The following is a 17,644-nucleotide window of genomic DNA, read 5'->3' as shown; positions in this document are numbered from 1 at the left end:
GGTGGTCACAATGGCTGTAAAAAAAACACTCAAGACAGAAGCTCGCAGTATCAGCGCTCCGCGATATGCGCTAGATGAACTCGTAACGCACGCCAAGGAACTGTTCGAGGTTCGGGCGGAAGTGCTCGCGGGTGCCATGTATGAGGCAGACGGAGAGCTGTTCACGGTAACCGAAGTCAAAGAAAGAATCCAACAATTTATGAAAGCGAAGGTGGACTAATCATGGCAGGTGGAACATGGGAAAGCACAAATAAACCGGTACTTCCGGGTTTGTATATGAATTTCAAGGCGGCTGCCGCGTCGGCTATCCAAGGCGGATCCCGCGGTACGGTTGTCGTACCCGTTAAAGCCAATTGGGGGCCGGTGCGCGAGTTCGTGGAAATCGGCAGCGAGTTCGCGATTTCCGAGCTGTATTCCGCGGATAGCCAGGATGGAGCTACGGCTTACGAAACGCTCTATTTGGCCTTGCTTGGCGGGCCGAAGAAACTGCTGGCTTATCGCCTGGCAGATAACACGGCGGCAGCGGCTAGCGTAACGCTGCAAAATGCGGAAGCTACGCCTTCCGACGTGCTGAAGCTGCAGGCCAAATATCCGGGCAGTCGTGGCAACGGCTTCTCCGTAACCGTGCAGCCGTCGCTGATCGACCCGGCCGCACGCGAGCTTCGCCTCTATGAAGGTGCCAAGCTACTTGGCACCTATACAAGCCTGGACGGGACAGCAGCGTCGATTGCGGCGCAGATCAATGAAGACGATGAGAATCTCTGGGTAACGGCTACCGCACTAGAGGCGACCGGCGTACCTGCCGATGTGAACGGAGCTGTGCTGTCCGGGGGCAAGAGCGGCAACGGCGGCCTGACGAATGCAGATTATATCGAAATGCAGGATGCGGTCGAAGGCCAGGAATTCAACGTACTGGCCCTGGATTATGCTGCGGATATGGCTCTGCTGCAGAGCTTTGCGGCCTGGGTGAAGCGTCTTCGTCAAGAAGGACGCGGCGTGATGGCCGTATTCGGCGGAAGCGCTGCGGACGACATCTCCAAGGATGCAGCCAAACTGGCGGCGGCCCGTTCGCTTGCATTGAACCATGAAGGGATTATCAATGTAGGTACGGGCGTGCGTCTGTCCGGCGTGAACTACAGTTCTGCCCAGACGGCTGCTTATGTGGCCGGGCTTATTGCGGGTCAACGCTTGAACCAATCCGCTACATATGCGGTAACGCCATTCGAGGATGTGACCCGCCGCTGGACGCGTTCCGAGCAGGAGCAGGCCGTACGCAATGGCGTATTCGTGCTTTTCTACGACGGACGTCAGGTGAAGGCGCTGCGCGGCATTAACACGTTGGTGAATCCGGCTGAAGGCCAAAACAATGCCTGGAAAAAAATCCGTTCCATCCGCGTGATGGACGCGATCCATGCGGATTTGCAGCTGGCTGCAGAGCAGACTTACATCGGCAAAGTGAACAATACGGAGGAAGGCCGTCTGGCGCTGATCGGTGCCGTAAAGGAATATCTCGCTTCGTTGTCGCTGAGCAATGTCATCGAGCCGGACGGCTATGACGTCATTCTCGATCCAGCGTACTATGGCGATTCTGCCGTGAACACGCCGGAGCCGGATCAGGTCTTCCTGCAGTGGAACGTGAAGCTGACCGATGTGATGGAGCAGTTGTTCGGTACATTTTACGTGCAATAACGAGTACGGCAATCAGCGTATTTAAGATGAGACGGACTGCCCGAAGAGGGCTTTTTTTAAGAAAAAACTGAAAAGAAATCGAGGAGGAATTTAACATGTTGGATGCTTCAAGAGTCATTATGGGGACATACGGCCAAGCGTACATTGACGGGGTTTGGCAGACACACATTAACAAGCTGGAAGCCAGCGTGGAATTGGAGAAACGCGAGCTGAAGCTGGTCGGCAACGACTGGACGGTACACAAAAACGGCAGCAAAAAAGGAACCGGCACGATGACTGGTTACAAGGTTACTTCCGATATGATCTCCCGCGGCTTCACCAAATTCGATATCATCTCCAAGCTGGATGATCCCGAATCCTACGGCCATGAGCGCGTTCGTCTGATCCGCTGCATGCCTGACAAAATCCAGCTGGCCAACTGGACAGCCGGTGAGGAAGTGCAGGAGGAAACTTCATTTACCTTCGAGGGGTACGAGCTGTTGGATCCGATTCAGGGGAATTAAGAGGTTTCTGCTTAAGCGCTGCTTGAGTGTGTCACAAAGCGGGGGTTCGCCCGGTAAGGAATGCCTGATTCGGGCGGGCGTCGCCCGCTGCAAATAGGAAGATGAAATCAATTATTTTATGAGTAAAGGAGATATACGCATGAGCTTGCACGAGAACATGAGCGAAGAGCAAATTTTGGACAGTCTGTTTGAGGCAGCCGAGAAGCTGCCAGAGGAAACGGTACGCATTAAGCGTTTGGATATGAAGATGGTGCTGCAGGGTTTGACTTCGAGCAAGGTCGACAGCATCCGCGAGCGCTGTACCGTTCGCCGTACGATAAAGGGTGCGGTGGATGAGAAGGTGGATACGGAGACATTTAATGCATTGCTAATTTCCGAGGCCACGAGCAGTCTGTCGGTAAAGGGTTTGACGCTTAGCGGCTGGGGCGATCCGCGGATTACAAGCCGCTTGAAGCTGTCGGGCGGAGAGCAGGCAGTTCGCCGCATGCTGCTGGCCGGAGAGCTGGATGCCGTAGGCGATAAAGTGCTGGAGCTGTCCGGCTTCGGAGTTGAGATTGCTGACCTAAAAAACTGATCGGCTCCGGGGGAATGACGACGATGCTGTATCATCTGTGGGTCCGGCATCACCTTCGTCCCGGAGATTTTTGGCGGCTCCCGCGAGGCGAGCGCCTGCTGCTGCTCGCTTTCTCCCAGGAGGAGATCGAGGGCATGGCCGGTCAGAGTTTGAAGTGAACAGGAGGTGAAATGAAATGGCTGAAGCCATGAACTATCGTATGCATCTGGTCATCGATCCGAAAAACGTGATCAAGGCCAACCGCGAGCTGCGGGCGATGGAGCGTTATTTTGAGCGGATCCAGGGACGCGTCATGCGAATCGGACGTACCCGCATGGCACCTGAAATCGTGCTGAAGGACAGCGCCTCGAAGGGGCTGGACAACCTGCTTGCCAAAATGCAGCGGGTGAAGTCGCAAGTCATCCAAGCTTCAGCGAATGTGAAGCTGAATGTGCAGAAGCAGATCGATACGAATCTAAACCTGAGTGTGCAGAAGCAAATCGAGGCGAGCGTTCAGGTGGATTTGCGGGCGGCAGGACTTGATTTTTCTCCGATAATCGCTGCGTTGACGGCGAATACGACTGCGGTGGATAAGCTTACGGTTGCGCTTGGATCGCTGCAGCTTGGGGGCGGCGGGAGCGGTAAAAAATCGGGTTGGGATACGGCTCTGAATGTTTTTGGTACTATAACCGCGATTGGTTCTACCATGAAAAATGGGGGCCAACTATATGGTAAGGGAACAAAGATGCGCGAAGCATGGGGTAAAGATAAACCGGCCCCTGAACCTGCCCCTAGGACGGCGCCTAGGCCCAATGGGGTCAGAAGGGGGGGCGGCCGTGGATCCAATTCCAGTCAAAACCAGTCTGCCACGTCCCCGAATAGCCAAGGAGAAAAGCCACTAACCAAATGGGGTAAGCGTTTTATGAAGGCAGAAACATTGGGAGACGTTATCGAAACCTCGGGCAATACGGGAACTAGTGCAATGAAATCAATCATGGGTGTTATGGATTTAACCAAGGGTATATTTGGCGGCGGCGGTAACAGCGGCATCGTTTCCGGAGGTTCGGCGGGCGCTGCCAAGACCGCTGCAGGTTCAGATGCAGTAAAGCAGGCAGCTGAAGGTAGCGCTGGAGCAAGTGCTGTAAAAAATGCCGGCAAAAGCGGTCTAGGCTCCGGCTTGATGAAGGGGCTTGGCAAACGTGCCCTCGGCCCTTTGGGATATATAGCCGATGCGACCGCAATTGCCTCAGCCAAGCCTGGGAAAGAGCGCAACCAAGCCATAGGCTCTGCCGTCGGCGGAGGTATTGGAAGCACGATCGGCGGCATCGTCGGCTCCGTGATCCCGGTTGCAGGTACGATGATCGGCTCAACGCTTGGCGGCACCGTAGGAAGCTTTATTGGCGAGAAGGTTGGTGGCGCCATTTCCGGGATTGGTGACAAGTTCAACGAAGGTAAGGAGAAGGTATCGAAGTGGTTCTCCAACACGTTTTCCTTCGGGAAAAAAGAAAAGGAAGCTGCTCAACCGAAGGATGTTCCAAAGGCACCACCCTCTAGTGCGGCTGCCATTCCCGCTCCCATCATTCCGAAACCAGCGCCGGCTGATTTCAGCAAGCCGCTGCTGCCGAATCCAGCTTTGAACCCGTACGGCCCGTATGTCCCGCCTAGCCATGCTGCAAGCATGAGTACTTTTGGGCCACCCGCAAGTGCAGCGCAAAACCAAGCTTTTGCAGGGAAGCCAACCTCTCCGCAATCTGTTCAGATCAGCCCTGAGCAGATGAGCACGATATCCGGCTTGCTGATGGATTTCAAAACGGAGACAACCGTGAATTACAATCTTCCTCCAGGCGCGGTGCAGGTAACGGTGCATGAGGAACACCCGATCGATGTAGAAGGATTGATCCTTCTGATCGGGCAGCGGTTGAGAGCCGAATTCAGCAAAGCGGCGCAGAACCGGAAGCCGACTCCGATGGCCTATTGAAGATGATGGTTAACAGCAGGAATGAAGTCGGTCCGAAGGCATCCATACAGAAAGGAGGGCCCAAGGTGGAGTTTATATTGAAGAACGGAAAAGGCATGACGTTCCTATTCCCAGTCAACCCCGAAGAGGTGACCATTTCACGCCAAAAGGGACTGGAAACGGCTACGATTCTCAACTTTGGGGAGTTTGATTTTCCGCAAGGCCATCGGATCAAGGAGATATCGTTCTCTTCATTTTTTCCACAAGATTATAATGCGGCTTATTGCAAAGGAGAAGAGAAAGATCATATTAAACCGCAAACTGCGATGAATAAACTTAACGAGTTTTTGACGTATAAAACGCCCCTGCAATTCGTCATTACCGAGACGGCGGTGAATGTGCCGGTGTATGTCGCTTCCCATCAGTCCACGTTCCGTGGGGGGAGGTCGGGGATGTGTATTTTGACATCACGCTCCGGACATGGAGTGAAATGAAGGTGGCCAAAACGGCAGGCAGCAGCGGGGCATCTGGAACGAATAAAAAGCCCCGGGCCGACATGAAGGAAAAGAACAAGACGTACACCGTGAAGTCAGGGGACTCACTCTCCAAAATCGCCAAGCTGGAGCTCGGGGACAGCTCGAAATGGAACCAGATCTACAAGCTGAATCAGAAAATGATCGGTAAAGATCCGAACGCCATCAAGCCTGGCCAGAAGCTGGTGCTGTCATGAGTTACAAGGTGATTTTGCAGGATCAATACGATTTATCTCCTTTGGTGGAAGCGATCAGTCTACGGGATTCGCTTGAACAAGTCGCTTATCAGGGCACCGTCAATCTGGTCGTCACGTCGGATATGCCGCCGATCTCGCCGGGAATGGCGATCCGGATCAGCGGGATTCCTTATGGTAAAAAGGATTATGTCCCTTTGCTGCAACCGGCTGTCGTATGGGAAGTGGAAACCTCGAATAACGGGGTGAAGCGGATGACCCTTACATTGTACGATCGGACGGTATATCTGGACAAATCGGAGGATGAATATCTGTTCCCTGCGAAGCAGACCGCTACCCAGCGATTCAAAAAGTACGCGGCGGACTGGAACCTGAAAATTGCGGTTTTGCCCGATACCGAGAAGCAGCTGGGGCGTTCCGTTTACCGGACGCAGTCGATTTACGCGAGCATGTTCGCTGATCTACGTGAGACGGCCAAAGCCGGCGGCAAGCTGTATCATCCGCGGATGATCGCTTCAGGGCTTGAGCTGTATGAGTTGGGAACGAACAAAGAGGTTTACATCCTGGAGGCCATCACGGATACTACGCAATCGCGGACGTTGGAGGGTGCGGCAACTAAGGTCAAGGTGCTGGCGACAGCCGCAAGCGAGACCGGAAAAGAGGTTCCTTCCAAGGTGATGGCCATCGAGGAGAAGGATATCGCTAAATACGGCCAACTCCAGGCTATTATTCAGGATGATGAGGTGAAGTCGCCTGCGGCAGCTCGCCAGCTGGCCCGGAGCAAACTGAGGGGGATTCGGGAGACCATCTCCCTGAATGCACCCGATGTTAATACGATCCGTGCCGGAGATGCGGTCATGCTGGGCTCGATGAAGCTGCTTGTGATTTCCGTCAGTCGGGAGCTGGGCAGTCCCGGAAGCATGATGCTGGAGCTGGGGAGTTATGACGATGTAAAAAGGAGGTTTTACCTTGAATAAAGACCCCTATGGACAATTGGCGTCCTCCTTATATGCCTCAATGAACAAGCAAACCCGTCAAGCCATGGGCGGCGTAGGGGCCGTACTCGGCACGATAACCTCGACGGGACTCAAGCTGGATGATTTCAAGCATGAGCTGCAGGACTATATGGTAGCGGAGCTGCCGGGAATGCTGTCCTTGCCCCGTTATACGGCAAAGGGCACCGTGACTTTGGGGGGCCAGCAGCAGGATATGACGTTTGATGCCGAAGAGAACGAAGTTGAAGATACCCTTTTTGAATTGGGAAAAGGCTTGAAACCGGGGGACCGCGTGCTCGCCGTTCGGGTTAACAGCGGTAACGACGTGGTTGTTGTATGCAAGGTGGTGAGCAGCGGTGGCTAATTTATTCCCGGAAGGCGATGACATGATCTGGACGGATGCGACCGATCCGGAGGTACTGGAAGGAGAGGGGGCTGTTTTTGGACGGAGCTGGCGGTATGATTTTGAAGCCGGCGAGTTCGTGATGTCCCCGACCCGGAAGATTCCGGTTGCGGACGAGAAGGAAGCCTGGGTCATCTGGTGTGAAAAAGCGATCCGGACGCCGCGTTACCGCCATTTGATCTATACGCGTGATTACGGCAGCGAGCTGGAGGAGCTGGTCGGCAAAGGCTATGACCGATCTCTGCAAGAGAGCGAGATTCAGCGCATGGTGACCGAGACGCTGCTGGCGGACGCTCGGACGGAGAGTGTGGATCAGTTCCTTTTTGCCTGGGAAGGAGAAGCTTGCCGTTTCAGCTGCCGCATTACGAGTGTCCGGGATGAGACGGAAATTATAGAAAGCGTGGTGATCTGATGGCAGATTTGCCGTTATATTTGTTGGATCAGACGGAAGAGAACATTATGAACCGCATGCTGAACAAAGTGCCTTCGGACATCGACAAGTCGGAAGGCTCTTTTATTTGGGATGCGCAGGCGCCGGTCGCGTTTATGCTGTCCGAAGCAGCCTTGTGGGCACAGGAGCTGCTGCGCCGAGGCTTTGCAAGCACCGTGGCAAGCGATCATCCGGATATCCGGTCTGCCGAACTCGATCTGAGGACGGCAGAGCATGGGATTACCCGGCGGGAAGCGGTCGCTTCATACGGCAGCGTTGTGTTTACCGGGAAGCCAGGGACGACCGTGCCTGCCGGAACCTATGTGGCTACGCCAGCCGATGAGGGCTCCGGGGAATCGTCGGTGGAGTACGTGACCACATCAGGCGTGACGCTGAGTGACTTGGGTACCGGCACGGCACCGATTCGAGCTGTTGAGCCGGGCAGTAACGGCAATGTTCCCGCAGGCGTCATTCAGCTTATGATGACGTCGGTCAGCGGCGTAACATCGGTTACGAACCCGGAACCGACCCGGAGCGGGACGGATACCGAAAGCGATCAGTCGCTCCTGGAGCGTTTTTACGCGAAAGTCCGAAGTCAGGGGACGAGCGGCAACAAAGCGCAGTACATGCAGTGGGCCAATGAGATTGCCGGCGTTGGCGGCGTGGAAGTGGCGCCGTTGTGGAAAGGACCCGGTACCGTTGGACTGTATCTCATAGATACGGACAAGCGTGCGGCAAGCCAGGATATCGTGAATGCCGTTCAGCAGTACATTGACCCGTCCCAGGATGGACAGGGCGAAGGGGTTGCCCCGGCCGGTCCGGTTATCACGGTGATGCCTGCCGCGGAAGTGGCGATTGATATCTCCGTCAAAGTGCAGCGTACGCAGGAGTTGCCTTCGACGATGGAAGAAATCCGGAAGCTGATCGAGGACGGTGTCCGGACGTATTTACAGCAGATCGCTTTTAACCGGAAAGACCCTTTGGTGAGGTATACGCGGATTGCCGCCGTATTGCTGGATATTCCAATTATCGTCGACTACTCGGATTTGACGATTAACGGCCACACCGAGCAGCAAAATATCGAAATTGGCTCCGGTCAGGTGGCGGTGCTCGGGACGGTGAGCGTAAGTGAATAGTGTCCGAATGAACAGCTTGCGAGGTCGCGAGCTGTTTTCTTATCTACCGGCCTATTACGAGACTTCCCGTGTCATGTTATCCGATATGGATGCCAAGGGCAGCGAGTTGGACGCGCTATACCAGGCACTGAACTTTGCCGCAGACCAGTTTTTCGTCCGTACAGCCACCTGGGGCCTGGAACGCTGGGAGATGGAGCTTGGCATTCCGACCGACCGGAACAAGCCGATCGAGCAGCGGCGGGCGGTGCTGGAGTCCAAGCTGCGCGGAGCCGGCACCTTCTCCGGTGCGCTCGTGAAAAATGTGGCAGAAGCTTATGACGGTGGCACGGTTGAGGTATCTTTTCAGCCTGAGGAATGGGGCTTCACGGTTAAATTCGTGGATACGCTCGGCATCCCGCCGAATCTGGAGGATTTGAAGGCGGCGATCGAGGAGATCAAGCCGGCGCATCTGGCGGTGGCGTATGCGTTCAACTACTTGCTCATACGCGATATTCATGACGTGATGACATTGGGCGAGCTGGGGCAGACGCCGTTAAACAAATTTGCAGGAGGTGTTTGATTTGTCCAGTAACACACCGAATTTAGGATTGTTGAAGAAAGACCCGATGGTGGATGGCAATGAGACCTTTAACATCGAGACGATGCTGAATGAGAACTGGGATAAGGTTGATGAGGCTGTGGGAAGAACAGGAGGGTACGGAGTAACGACTCAGCCTAAAGCGAACGAATATGAGGTTAATCTAAAACCTGCCCCGGCGAGCCTTTCGGCTGGGATTCGGGTTACCGTAAAAATCAACGTTGCAAGCACTGGAGCCCCAATGCTCAACGTTAATGGTTTGGGAGCCAAGCCAGTGCTTAAAACAAGCGGCAGTTCTGCCAGTTTTAAGCAGGATGGCGTCTACACATTGGTATATGATGGTCAGGCTTTTATTTTACAGGGTGAAGGGGGTGAGGTAGGAACAGCGACAGCGGCCGATGTGTTAGCACCTAAAACGATTGGAACCGATAACGGAATAGTAACCGGAACCATACCGACACAAGGAAATCAGTTTAAGTCTGGATTATGGTCGAACCCAGATGGGGATGCGTATGTTGATACGTACGTCAATATCGATAGCGGATTTTACCCACCAGGCTCGCAGGTTACAATCCAAGCACATGATCCTGATCTTTTATCAGGCAATATTCGATCTGGTGTAAATATTTTTGGGGTACCAGGCAAGCCCACTGTTGTTGATACGGCCGACGCTGTGCTCGATCCGAATATGCTTGTCGCGGGATACTCAGGGTACGACGATGGAGTTAAAAAAGCTGGTCAGATGCCGAACCGAAGCGCCGAGAACAACCACATGCCTGGTCTTGAATCGACGGTATGGGCTGGGGATCGGGTCTTTATCCGCCCTCCACACGGATTTTATAACGGGTCAACGTGGGTAACAACCCCGGCTCCAACCCTAAAGCCTGAAAACATACCCAAAGATGCAGCGATCCTTGGCATTCAAGGCACTTTGGAACGTATGACCACAGCCGAAAAGCAAGCTATAGCCAATGAGATCACGGCTAAAGGTGTATGGGCTTCGACGAATGATTCGAATGCCGTCCTTGCCCAAAAAATCGGAATGATTAAGACGTCAAAGTATGCGTGGGGGAGTCTTAATGCTTCGGAGGGGCGAGTATACGTCAGTGGGGTGGCCTTTCGACCCAAAATGGTCAAACTATACGGTCAATATGCTAACGTCGAGGGCAGATTTACGGCTTGTTTTCTCTTCGACGAACCCATCCATCGCGTCTATGGTTTTATTACCCCGGATACGACTAGTGACGGATCGGGGATGTCCGGGTTTGGGAGAGCCCTTGGAGATAATCCCATCAGTAATAGCGGGTTTAGTGTTTATAATTATAATTGGTGGAATAATCAGATTTACTGGGAGGCTTGGGGACATTGAATAACTCAATAGGTAGACGCCTGTATTATCTGAAAGCGACAGGTGAAGTGATTCAAGATACAGGGGAGCGTAGCGGGTGGGTGGTGAAAACCACGGTAGAGCAGGACCTTGAGACATACCGCTCCTTGCGTGAACGGGTACCGGAGACGGTGGGAATGATCCAGTTAGAGTATGGTGCGTATGCTGAAGATTATGCACAAGGGGGCTAATAACACGGATTGACCTGGGAACACTTAAGCCTCTGTTTAATTATCCTGACCCGACTGACCCAGAGACGCCTCAAGAACCGCAATCGGCCCTTTCGGAGCAAGTTACTTCTCTGAAAACCGAAAATGAATCATTGAAAAGTAGGGTTTCGGACGTCGAAATGACGATTACCGATATCCTATTTTCATGAGGGAAGGTGATTGCTGATGCTTAAAGATTTTCAGGTGCGAGTCGTAGCTAATGCCTGCATTACTCGGGTAAATGAGGGCAAGGGCACTATTGATCAAGTCGCATCGAATTACCCAATGCAACCGGATGATCGCGAAAAGGTTCTGGCTCATGTGTATGTTATCCGTCCGGATCTTGTACCGACAAAATAAAACATCAAACTCATGCTTCAGAGTTGTCTCGTTTTTTTTCTGTATCAAATTTAATTGAAGGGCATAGCAGACATCCAGTTAAAGAGAGGAACAATAGATATGATTGTTCATGAAATGCAAACTTCTCTGAAAAGCGTCCTGCAAACGAAATTTATAGACATCTCACTAATCTCTAAAGAAGACAATGCACCACTACCCCCAGCCCCATACTTTCTAACCGAACAAACCCTAGCCGAGTTCGAGCCGATATCGACCAATCGATATGCGGCTCGTTTTCGTTTCCGCATCTCTTACGTGCCAGTGGAAGGAAAGCCGGTGGCAACGATCATGGACGAGATGTTGGAGAGCTTAACCACCCTTGAAGTTGAAGGCCGACCTTGCCTGGCTTCATCAGTGGCGTGGGAGCGACCAACGGGGAATGATGGTGCAGCGGGAGAAGGATATTTTCGTGCAGAGTATGTCATTCAGATGACAACGGATCAGGAAGAGACCGACATGAAGATGCAAACATTGAAACAGGGAGGCGGATTGAAATGAGTAAAAAAGAAGCAGCACCGGCGTTCAACAAGCAACAGTTGGCACAATCCAATCAATTCAGTAATCGCGAGAAGGATGTGCTGAGCGCCATTCTCGAAGAGGGCAAGACGTACACTATTCAGCAAGCGAAAGACCAATTAACCACATTTTTGAAAAAGGAGGTCATCTAAATGGCCGGAGGAACATGGACAACACTCAACAAAGTAAGACCAGGCGTATACACCCAAATCTCATCGCAGGAGCAGCCGATCGGGCGCGTAGGTGAAAGGGGGATTGCGGCACTGGGCTTGTCCCTTCCGTGGGGAGAGCCTCATAAAATTCTGACGATCAAACCAGGCACCAATCTGGTTGAGGTGCTGGGTTATGATATCACCGCACCACAGTTGCTCTCTGTAAAAGAAGTACTTAAGCGCGCTGGCACGCTTCTGTTGTACCGCTTGAACAGCGGCACCCAGGCAGCAGCTTCGGTGACCGGACTGAAAGTAACTGCACTTTACGGCGGCGAACGCGGCAACGATCTCCAGATCGTTGTTGAGAACGCGGTGGATGATCCCGGCAAGTTTGTGGTCAGCACGCTGCTGAGCGGCAAAGCTGTGGACAAGCAGCTTGTAGCTAGTGCAGCCGAACTGCAGCCGAACCTGTACGTAGCCTTCGCACCAGATACCGGCGATATGGCGGCCACGGCAGGATTTGCTCTGACTGGCGGCGCGAACGGCACCGTGACGAACCAAGAGCATGTGGACTTCCTTGCCGCGCTTGAGGTCCAAGACTTCCAGACTGTAGGTCTGTTGTCTGCGGACCCAACCCTCAAGTCCCTGTATACCGCATTCGTCAAGCGGCTTCGCGAGCAGGAAGGCAAAAAGGTTCAAGCTGTATTGTCTGACTATCCGGCTGCGGATTATGAAGGCGTCATCTCCGTGAAAAATGGCGTTGTTCTCACTCACGGCTCCGTCGTGGACAAGGTCAAGGCAGTTGCCTGGGTCACTGGCGCCACGGCTGCGGCAGCTGTTAACGAATCCCTAACGTACGCAGCTTACGATGAAGCGGTGGATACCGATGTTCGTTTAAGCCATACAGAGATTGAAGAAGCGCTGACCAAGGGCGAGTTCCTGTTCAGCTACAGCGGCGGCAAAGCCGTGGTAGAGCAGGATATTAACAGCTTTACATCGATTGAGCCGGCCAAAGCGCGCCATTTTTCCAAAAACCGTGTGGTCCGTGTGCTGGATGGCATTGCGAATGATCTGAAGCTGATTTTTGAGAAGTCCTACATCGGGAAGGTAGACAACAATGTGGATGGCCGGACGCTGTTTTGGGCGGAATGCGCGGCGTATTTTGCATCTTTGCAGAATATCGGGGCTATTCAAAATTTCGATGCGAACGAAGATATTGTGGTGACGCCGGGTACAGAAGGCGATGTGCTGTTTGTGGATATCAAGGTACAGCCAGTGGATGCAATTGAAAAAGTATACATGAAAGTGAAGGTGGTCTAAGATGGCATTTTTACGGGCAAGCGATACGATTTCGGGGCAAGAGGGCAAGGCATTCGTCAAAATTGGCGAGCGTATGGAGGAAATGTTCTACATTAAAACACTGGAAGCTACGGTGGAGAAGGAAAAAGCCGAGCTGAAAACGATGGGCCAACGCGCAGTACAGCATAAAGCCATTGGCTGGAAGGGCAGCGGCACGATGACCATTTATTATGTGACTTCGCTGTTCCGTGAACTGATGATGGAATACATCCAAACCGGCAAAGACGCCTACTTCATGATTGAAGTGCGCAATGAGGATCCGGGTTCGTCGACGGGGCGTCAGACGGTGATTCTGGAAGGGGTCAACCTTGACAGCGTGATTATGGCTTCTCTCGACACCGAAGCGGAGGCCCTGGAGGAAGAAGTGGCCTTCACGTTTGAGAATGTGCGGATTGAGACGCCGTTTAACCCATTGGCCTAATATTCAACATTGAATGAGGAGGAAGGAATATGAGCGATTTTAGTATGTTTTTTGCTGGGCAGTCGTCTGCGGAGATCACGGAGGAATTCGTGGTCTCTGTTCGTTTTAAGGATCCTGAAGGGAGTCCTGTGCCTTGGAAGCTGCGCAGCATCACGGAGGAAGAGAACCAGGAGTGCCGAAAAGCAGCTACCCGAAAGGTCAGAGGCAAGAACGGCGTATTCACGCCGGAAATCGATCCGAATGACTATATGGCGAAGCTGATGGTATCGAGCGTCATTTACCCGGATTTGAAAAACAGCGAGCTGCAAAAATCCTACGGCGTTCTCGGTGCAGAATCCCTGCTCCGCAAAATGCTGCTGCCCGGCGAGTTCGCCGCGCTTGGCGAGCGGGTGCAAGCCCTGAACGGTTTTGACCGGGATATGAACGAACTGGTGGATGACGTAAAAAACTAATCAAAGAGGGCGACGGTGATGCGAACTATGCGTACTACGCCCTCCATGAACTGCACATCCTTCCTCATCAGCTCATGGCGATGACGGTCCGGGAACGGGCCGCCGTCTATGCCATGATCTCGATGCGGGTGGAGAAGGAGAAGCGCGAGCGAGTCCGGAAGCGGAGATAGGTTGTAGAAAAGGGGGTGAAGGAATGGCGAGTGTAAAGGATGCACTCATGCGCTTAAATAATTTGGCTAATGAAATGATCGTGAATCAGTTGTTACAGCTTGAAAACAGCTTTCAACAAACTGTTGATCAAATTGCTGAGGCAGCAGCAGAACAAGAGCAGCTTAATGAACGGATTGAGCAAGGGGAAAAGAAAGCCAGTAAGCTTGGGAATGCTTTTAAATTGTTAAAATCCGCATATAAAGCGGCCGATTTTGTTGCGAAAATGACGATTATTCCAGCAGCAAAAGAACAAGTAACGGAAGACTTCTTTAAAGTTAAGACTGGTGATGCCGAGGTAGGTTCAGCTATATTCGAGAACGTCAAACAGAATGCATTGAAAACCGGGTTAGATGTTAATGATTCGTTAAATAATGCTTTAACGTTCATGTCAATGACTAAAAACTCAGATCAAATTGCGCAATTAAATGGCTTCGCTGATCGAATGAGCACACTATCAACAGACGGCAAGAGTTCAAAAGATGCAACAGGGGCGATTATGAGTGCGATGCGTGGCGATACCAGCTCTCTAGCTAAAGATTTTAATATTCCTGATTCCCAGATTAAAAGCTTTAATGCAGAAATCATATCATCTAAAGGGAATTTTACTGCATTTCTTTCATCCATGGACAAACTGCTGCAAAAATCAGGGATGACACAGGAAGCTATGGATGCCATGCTGGATTCGCCTGTAAATAAGTGGCAGCAACTAATGGGATCCGTCAACAATTCTTTTGTTCAGATGGGGGGTGGCGCATTAGCTGCAATCATGCCAATTCTGGATATGTTGAATGCAGCTTTTGAAAACGGGACTTTCCAGCCTTTTATTGATGCTATATCCATAGGATTAACCGTAATTGCTGAGGGGTTTTTGTGGGTAGCGCAAATGATCCCTCCAGCCTGGGAATTCATTAAAGCAACGATCGCGGGAGTCGGTAACACCATTTGGAATCTGATCACTATATTTATGGGGTTGCTTCCTGTTATTGCTTTAGTGGGTGTTTTTTTCGCGATGTTAAATGCAAGTTTGATCATGGGGAGGATATCGGCTTACGCGTTTGCGGCAGCTCAATCCGTGATGGCCACGATTACGAACATCGCTGCAGGAGCGATGAGAATATTTAATATGGTTATCAAAGCAAATCCTCTTATGCTATTAATTTCTTTAATTATCGCTGCTATGGCCGCGTTCGGGGCTTGGAAAGTGGTGACACTGGGCCTTAAGCAAATATTCAGCAACGTATTCGGCTTCATTGTCGACCTGGCGCAAAACACGGTGAACACTGTCATTTCCGTCATTAACGGCATCATTAAAGGTGTTAACGCGGTAGCGGGCTTTTTTGGCAAGGTCCTTGGTGTGGATACCAAGCAAATCGCCGAGATTGAGTATAAGGCAGACTTTACGAATTTCAAAGACACCGGACAGAAAGGCATAGAAGATTTCTCCATGGATACATTTAAGGATAAATTCATGCCGGATAAGAACCTGGGTAAAAACAACGAGGATCTTTTAAAACAGTACAATACGGGAAAAACCGGATACGATGTTACCGTTCCGAAAACTACCCCGACCCCGTCCATGCCTGCTATGCCCGCTATGCCAACGGCTCCAATCCCGGTAGCCCCTGCAGGGGGCAGCATCGATTCCATTGGTAAAGTGGATAACTCGGTGGACGTGGCGAGTGAGGATCTGAAAGTCATGCGCGATTTGGCGGAAGTGAATGCAATCAGCAATATGATCACCCTGACACCGACCGTGCAGATGACAACAGGAGATATTAACTCCGGAGCCGATCTGGATACCATCATGTCGAGAATTAACCGAACGCTGGAAGAGCAGTTTGTGTCCAGTGCGGAGGGGGTGTATCTGTAGCATGAGCGATTATGGATTTTTTCTGAGCTTCAATAACCAGGAGGAGGTTTTCCGATTTCCGGTAAACCCCGAGCAGATTGACGTCAAGGATATCGGTGAAGGCAAATCCTATACGGTAGCTGGGCTTGGCGAAGTAAATGCGATTCTGTATCCGAAGCTGACGGAGATCTCGTTTGAGAGTTTTTTCCCGGGGAGAGTGTATCCCTTTGTACATCTAGGTTCTGACCAGAAGCTGAAGCTTCCGATTGAGTACGTAAATACCATTAAGGGCTGGATGGAGACCCGCAGACCTGTGCGCTTTGTCATGACGGGCCTCGTTCCAGATCCACTGAGCGGTACGGATGGCAAGAACGTGGTTCGGGCGATGAAGTCTTTTGGCATCAACATGGCGGCATCCATCGAAAGCTTCAACTGGAATACGATGGCCGGTTCACCGGAAGATATCGAGTTCTCGATTACGCTCAAGCGCTATGTGTTCTACGGGGCGCGTAAAGTTGTACCGGTAAAAGACAAGAAAGCGGCAGCCGTGAAGAAGAAAGACCGACCGGATGACCGCAAAAAACCAACCTCCTATACGGTTGCCAAAGGCGACACCTTGTGGAGCATTGCCCAAAAGCTGCTCGGCAGCGGTTCCCGTCATACCGACATCCAAAAACTGAACGGAATCAAGGACCATGAGGTCCGGAAGCTGGCCATCGGCCGGGTTCTCAAGATTCCCTAAAGAGGTGGCGCCATGATTGAACTGATGATTGACCGCAAGAACGGAAGCGTGTGGGACCTGGGACAGATCGTAACCGACATCACGTGGAAAACAAGCCGTCAGGCAAAACCGGCAAGTCTGGATATCAACTATGTGAACGATGGTCTTGCGCAGAGCAAGGAATTCGAAGTGGAAAACGGCGACATTGTGCGCTTCCGCAAGGATAATAAGGATCTGTTTTATGGCTATGTTTTTTCCAAGGAGTGGGGCATGGACGCCCAGGTCAAGGTGATGGCTTATGACCAGCTGCGCTACTTGTCCAGCAACGACACCTACCGGTTCACGAATGCCAAGGTGGAGGATATTATTCGCAAGATTGCCAAGGATTTTAATCTGAAAACAGGGACGCTGGCCGATACCGGCCATACCATCCCTGCCATGCTGGAAGCAGACAAGAAACTGATTGATATCATCAGCAAGGCCCTGGATTCCACGTTGATCGTGACCAAGCAGTACTACATGTTTTACGACCAGTATGGTGAACTGACGTTGACCAATATCAACGACATGCTTCTTAAACTCGCGGTGGGAGAAGACAGTCTCATGACGGATTTTTCATATAAAAAAAGCATCGACAACGAGACGTACAACCGCGTCAAAGTCGTGCGGGACAACAAGCAGACGGGGAAGCGGGACGTTTATCTTTATCAGCATGGGCAGAATATCGCCCAATGGGGGCTGCTCCAGTTGTATGAGGTTGCTGACGAGAACATGAACCCCGCTCAATTGAAGCAGTTAGCGCAGAACTTGCTGGAGCTGAAGAATAGGGAGCAGCAGACGTTGTCGATCGAGGCTATTGGAGATTTGCGGGTCCGTGCCGGAAACACGATCTATGTGAATCTGCCTGATGAAGGCTTGAAGCCGTATCTCATCGATGAGTGTACGCATAAATTCTCGGACGGTACGCACACGATGTCGCTGAATATGAAGGTGGTGTAA

Annotated in this window: 22 protein-coding genes and 1 pseudogene; all 23 read left to right on the top strand. The window is 51.9% G+C overall.

The window, feature by feature from the left end; translation table 11 throughout:
* The first annotated feature begins 10 nt into the window (after window positions 1-10).
* Window positions 11-220, top strand: coding sequence for a YqzN/YkzM domain-containing protein (locus BJP58_RS14760; protein ID WP_194544503.1), 210 nt, complete (start codon window positions 11-13; stop codon window positions 218-220).
* A 2-nt stretch (window positions 221-222) separates the two neighbouring features.
* Window positions 223-1,689, top strand: a complete 1,467-nt coding sequence (locus BJP58_RS14755; protein ID WP_194544502.1) for a phage tail sheath family protein — start codon at window positions 223-225, stop codon at window positions 1,687-1,689.
* A 95-nt stretch (window positions 1,690-1,784) separates the two neighbouring features.
* Window positions 1,785-2,192 carry a phage tail tube protein gene (locus tag BJP58_RS14750; protein ID WP_071222451.1) on the top strand — a complete coding sequence of 136 codons (408 nt, stop codon included), beginning with the start codon at window positions 1,785-1,787 and terminating at the stop codon, window positions 2,190-2,192.
* A 139-nt stretch (window positions 2,193-2,331) separates the two neighbouring features.
* Complete coding sequence (locus tag BJP58_RS14745) at window positions 2,332-2,766, top strand: phage tail assembly chaperone (RefSeq protein WP_071222452.1); 435 nt, start codon at window positions 2,332-2,334, stop codon at window positions 2,764-2,766.
* Window positions 2,767-2,789: 23 nt separating this feature from the next.
* A complete protein-coding gene (locus BJP58_RS33915; RefSeq protein WP_015737373.1) occupies window positions 2,790-2,924 on the top strand; it encodes a hypothetical protein in 135 nt (44 codons plus the stop codon).
* Window positions 2,925-2,941: 17 nt separating this feature from the next.
* Window positions 2,942-4,723: a hypothetical protein gene (locus tag BJP58_RS14740; RefSeq protein ID WP_194544501.1), complete on the top strand. Its 1,782-nt coding sequence runs from the start codon at window positions 2,942-2,944 to the stop codon at window positions 4,721-4,723.
* A gap of 65 nt (window positions 4,724-4,788) precedes the next feature.
* Window positions 4,789-5,432, top strand: a pseudogene (locus BJP58_RS14735) (LysM peptidoglycan-binding domain-containing protein).
* Window positions 5,429-6,406 (top strand): XkdQ/YqbQ family protein, encoded by a 978-nt coding sequence (locus BJP58_RS14730; protein ID WP_194544500.1) that lies wholly within the window; start codon window positions 5,429-5,431, stop codon window positions 6,404-6,406. The pseudogene BJP58_RS14735 and the gene BJP58_RS14730 overlap by 4 nt, the downstream one beginning before the upstream one ends.
* Window positions 6,399-6,788 (top strand): hypothetical protein, encoded by a 390-nt coding sequence (locus BJP58_RS14725; protein ID WP_194544499.1) that lies wholly within the window; start codon window positions 6,399-6,401, stop codon window positions 6,786-6,788. Before BJP58_RS14730 ends, BJP58_RS14725 begins: the two co-directional genes overlap by 8 nt.
* Window positions 6,781-7,239, top strand: coding sequence for a DUF2634 domain-containing protein (locus BJP58_RS14720; protein ID WP_194544498.1), 459 nt, complete (start codon window positions 6,781-6,783; stop codon window positions 7,237-7,239). The genes BJP58_RS14725 and BJP58_RS14720 overlap by 8 nt, the downstream gene beginning before the upstream one ends.
* Window positions 7,239-8,393: a baseplate J/gp47 family protein gene (locus tag BJP58_RS14715; RefSeq protein ID WP_194544497.1), complete on the top strand. Its 1,155-nt coding sequence runs from the start codon at window positions 7,239-7,241 to the stop codon at window positions 8,391-8,393. The genes BJP58_RS14720 and BJP58_RS14715 overlap by 1 nt, the downstream gene beginning before the upstream one ends.
* A 7-nt stretch (window positions 8,394-8,400) precedes the next feature.
* Window positions 8,401-8,952 (top strand): YmfQ family protein, encoded by a 552-nt coding sequence (locus tag BJP58_RS14710; protein WP_233355081.1) that lies wholly within the window; start codon window positions 8,401-8,403, stop codon window positions 8,950-8,952.
* 1 nt (window position 8,953) lies between these two features.
* Window positions 8,954-10,339, top strand: a complete 1,386-nt coding sequence (locus tag BJP58_RS14705; RefSeq protein WP_194544495.1) for a hypothetical protein — start codon at window positions 8,954-8,956, stop codon at window positions 10,337-10,339.
* Window positions 10,336-10,548: a hypothetical protein gene (locus BJP58_RS14700; RefSeq protein WP_194544494.1), complete on the top strand. Its 213-nt coding sequence runs from the start codon at window positions 10,336-10,338 to the stop codon at window positions 10,546-10,548. The genes BJP58_RS14705 and BJP58_RS14700 overlap by 4 nt, the downstream gene beginning before the upstream one ends.
* Before the next feature lie 198 nt (window positions 10,549-10,746).
* On the top strand, window positions 10,747-10,926 hold the full coding sequence (locus tag BJP58_RS14695) for a hypothetical protein (RefSeq protein WP_194544493.1): 180 nt from the start codon (window positions 10,747-10,749) through the stop codon (window positions 10,924-10,926).
* Between the two features lie 99 nt (window positions 10,927-11,025).
* Window positions 11,026-11,463, top strand: coding sequence for a phage tail terminator family protein (locus BJP58_RS14690; RefSeq protein WP_194544492.1), 438 nt, complete (start codon window positions 11,026-11,028; stop codon window positions 11,461-11,463).
* Window positions 11,460-11,633: a hypothetical protein gene (locus BJP58_RS14685; protein ID WP_194544491.1), complete on the top strand. Its 174-nt coding sequence runs from the start codon at window positions 11,460-11,462 to the stop codon at window positions 11,631-11,633. The genes BJP58_RS14690 and BJP58_RS14685 overlap by 4 nt, the downstream gene beginning before the upstream one ends.
* Entirely contained in the window at window positions 11,634-12,953 is a 1,320-nt protein-coding gene (locus BJP58_RS14680; protein ID WP_194544490.1) for a phage tail sheath family protein, read from the top strand.
* 1 nt (window position 12,954) lies between these two features.
* The gene (locus BJP58_RS14675; protein ID WP_194544489.1) at window positions 12,955-13,413 is read left to right on the top strand and encodes a phage tail tube protein; all 459 of its coding nucleotides are present in this window, start codon (window positions 12,955-12,957) and stop codon (window positions 13,411-13,413) included.
* A gap of 29 nt (window positions 13,414-13,442) precedes the next feature.
* On the top strand, window positions 13,443-13,865 hold the full coding sequence (locus BJP58_RS14670; protein WP_194544488.1) for a phage tail assembly chaperone: 423 nt from the start codon (window positions 13,443-13,445) through the stop codon (window positions 13,863-13,865).
* Between the two features lie 193 nt (window positions 13,866-14,058).
* Window positions 14,059-15,945 (top strand): phage tail family protein, encoded by a 1,887-nt coding sequence (locus BJP58_RS14665; protein WP_194544487.1) that lies wholly within the window; start codon window positions 14,059-14,061, stop codon window positions 15,943-15,945.
* Between the two features lies 1 nt (window position 15,946).
* Window positions 15,947-16,666 carry a LysM peptidoglycan-binding domain-containing protein gene (locus BJP58_RS14660; protein ID WP_194544486.1) on the top strand — a complete coding sequence of 240 codons (720 nt, stop codon included), beginning with the start codon at window positions 15,947-15,949 and terminating at the stop codon, window positions 16,664-16,666.
* A 12-nt stretch (window positions 16,667-16,678) separates the two neighbouring features.
* A complete protein-coding gene (locus BJP58_RS14655) occupies window positions 16,679-17,644 on the top strand; it encodes an XkdQ/YqbQ family protein (protein ID WP_194544485.1) in 966 nt (321 codons plus the stop codon).

This window comes from Paenibacillus sp. JZ16, assembly GCF_015326965.1.
GTDB lineage: Bacteria > Bacillota > Bacilli > Paenibacillales > Paenibacillaceae > Paenibacillus_AQ.
Note: the sequence above shows the minus strand (reverse complement) of the source record. Positions and strands in the feature narration are given on the sequence as shown.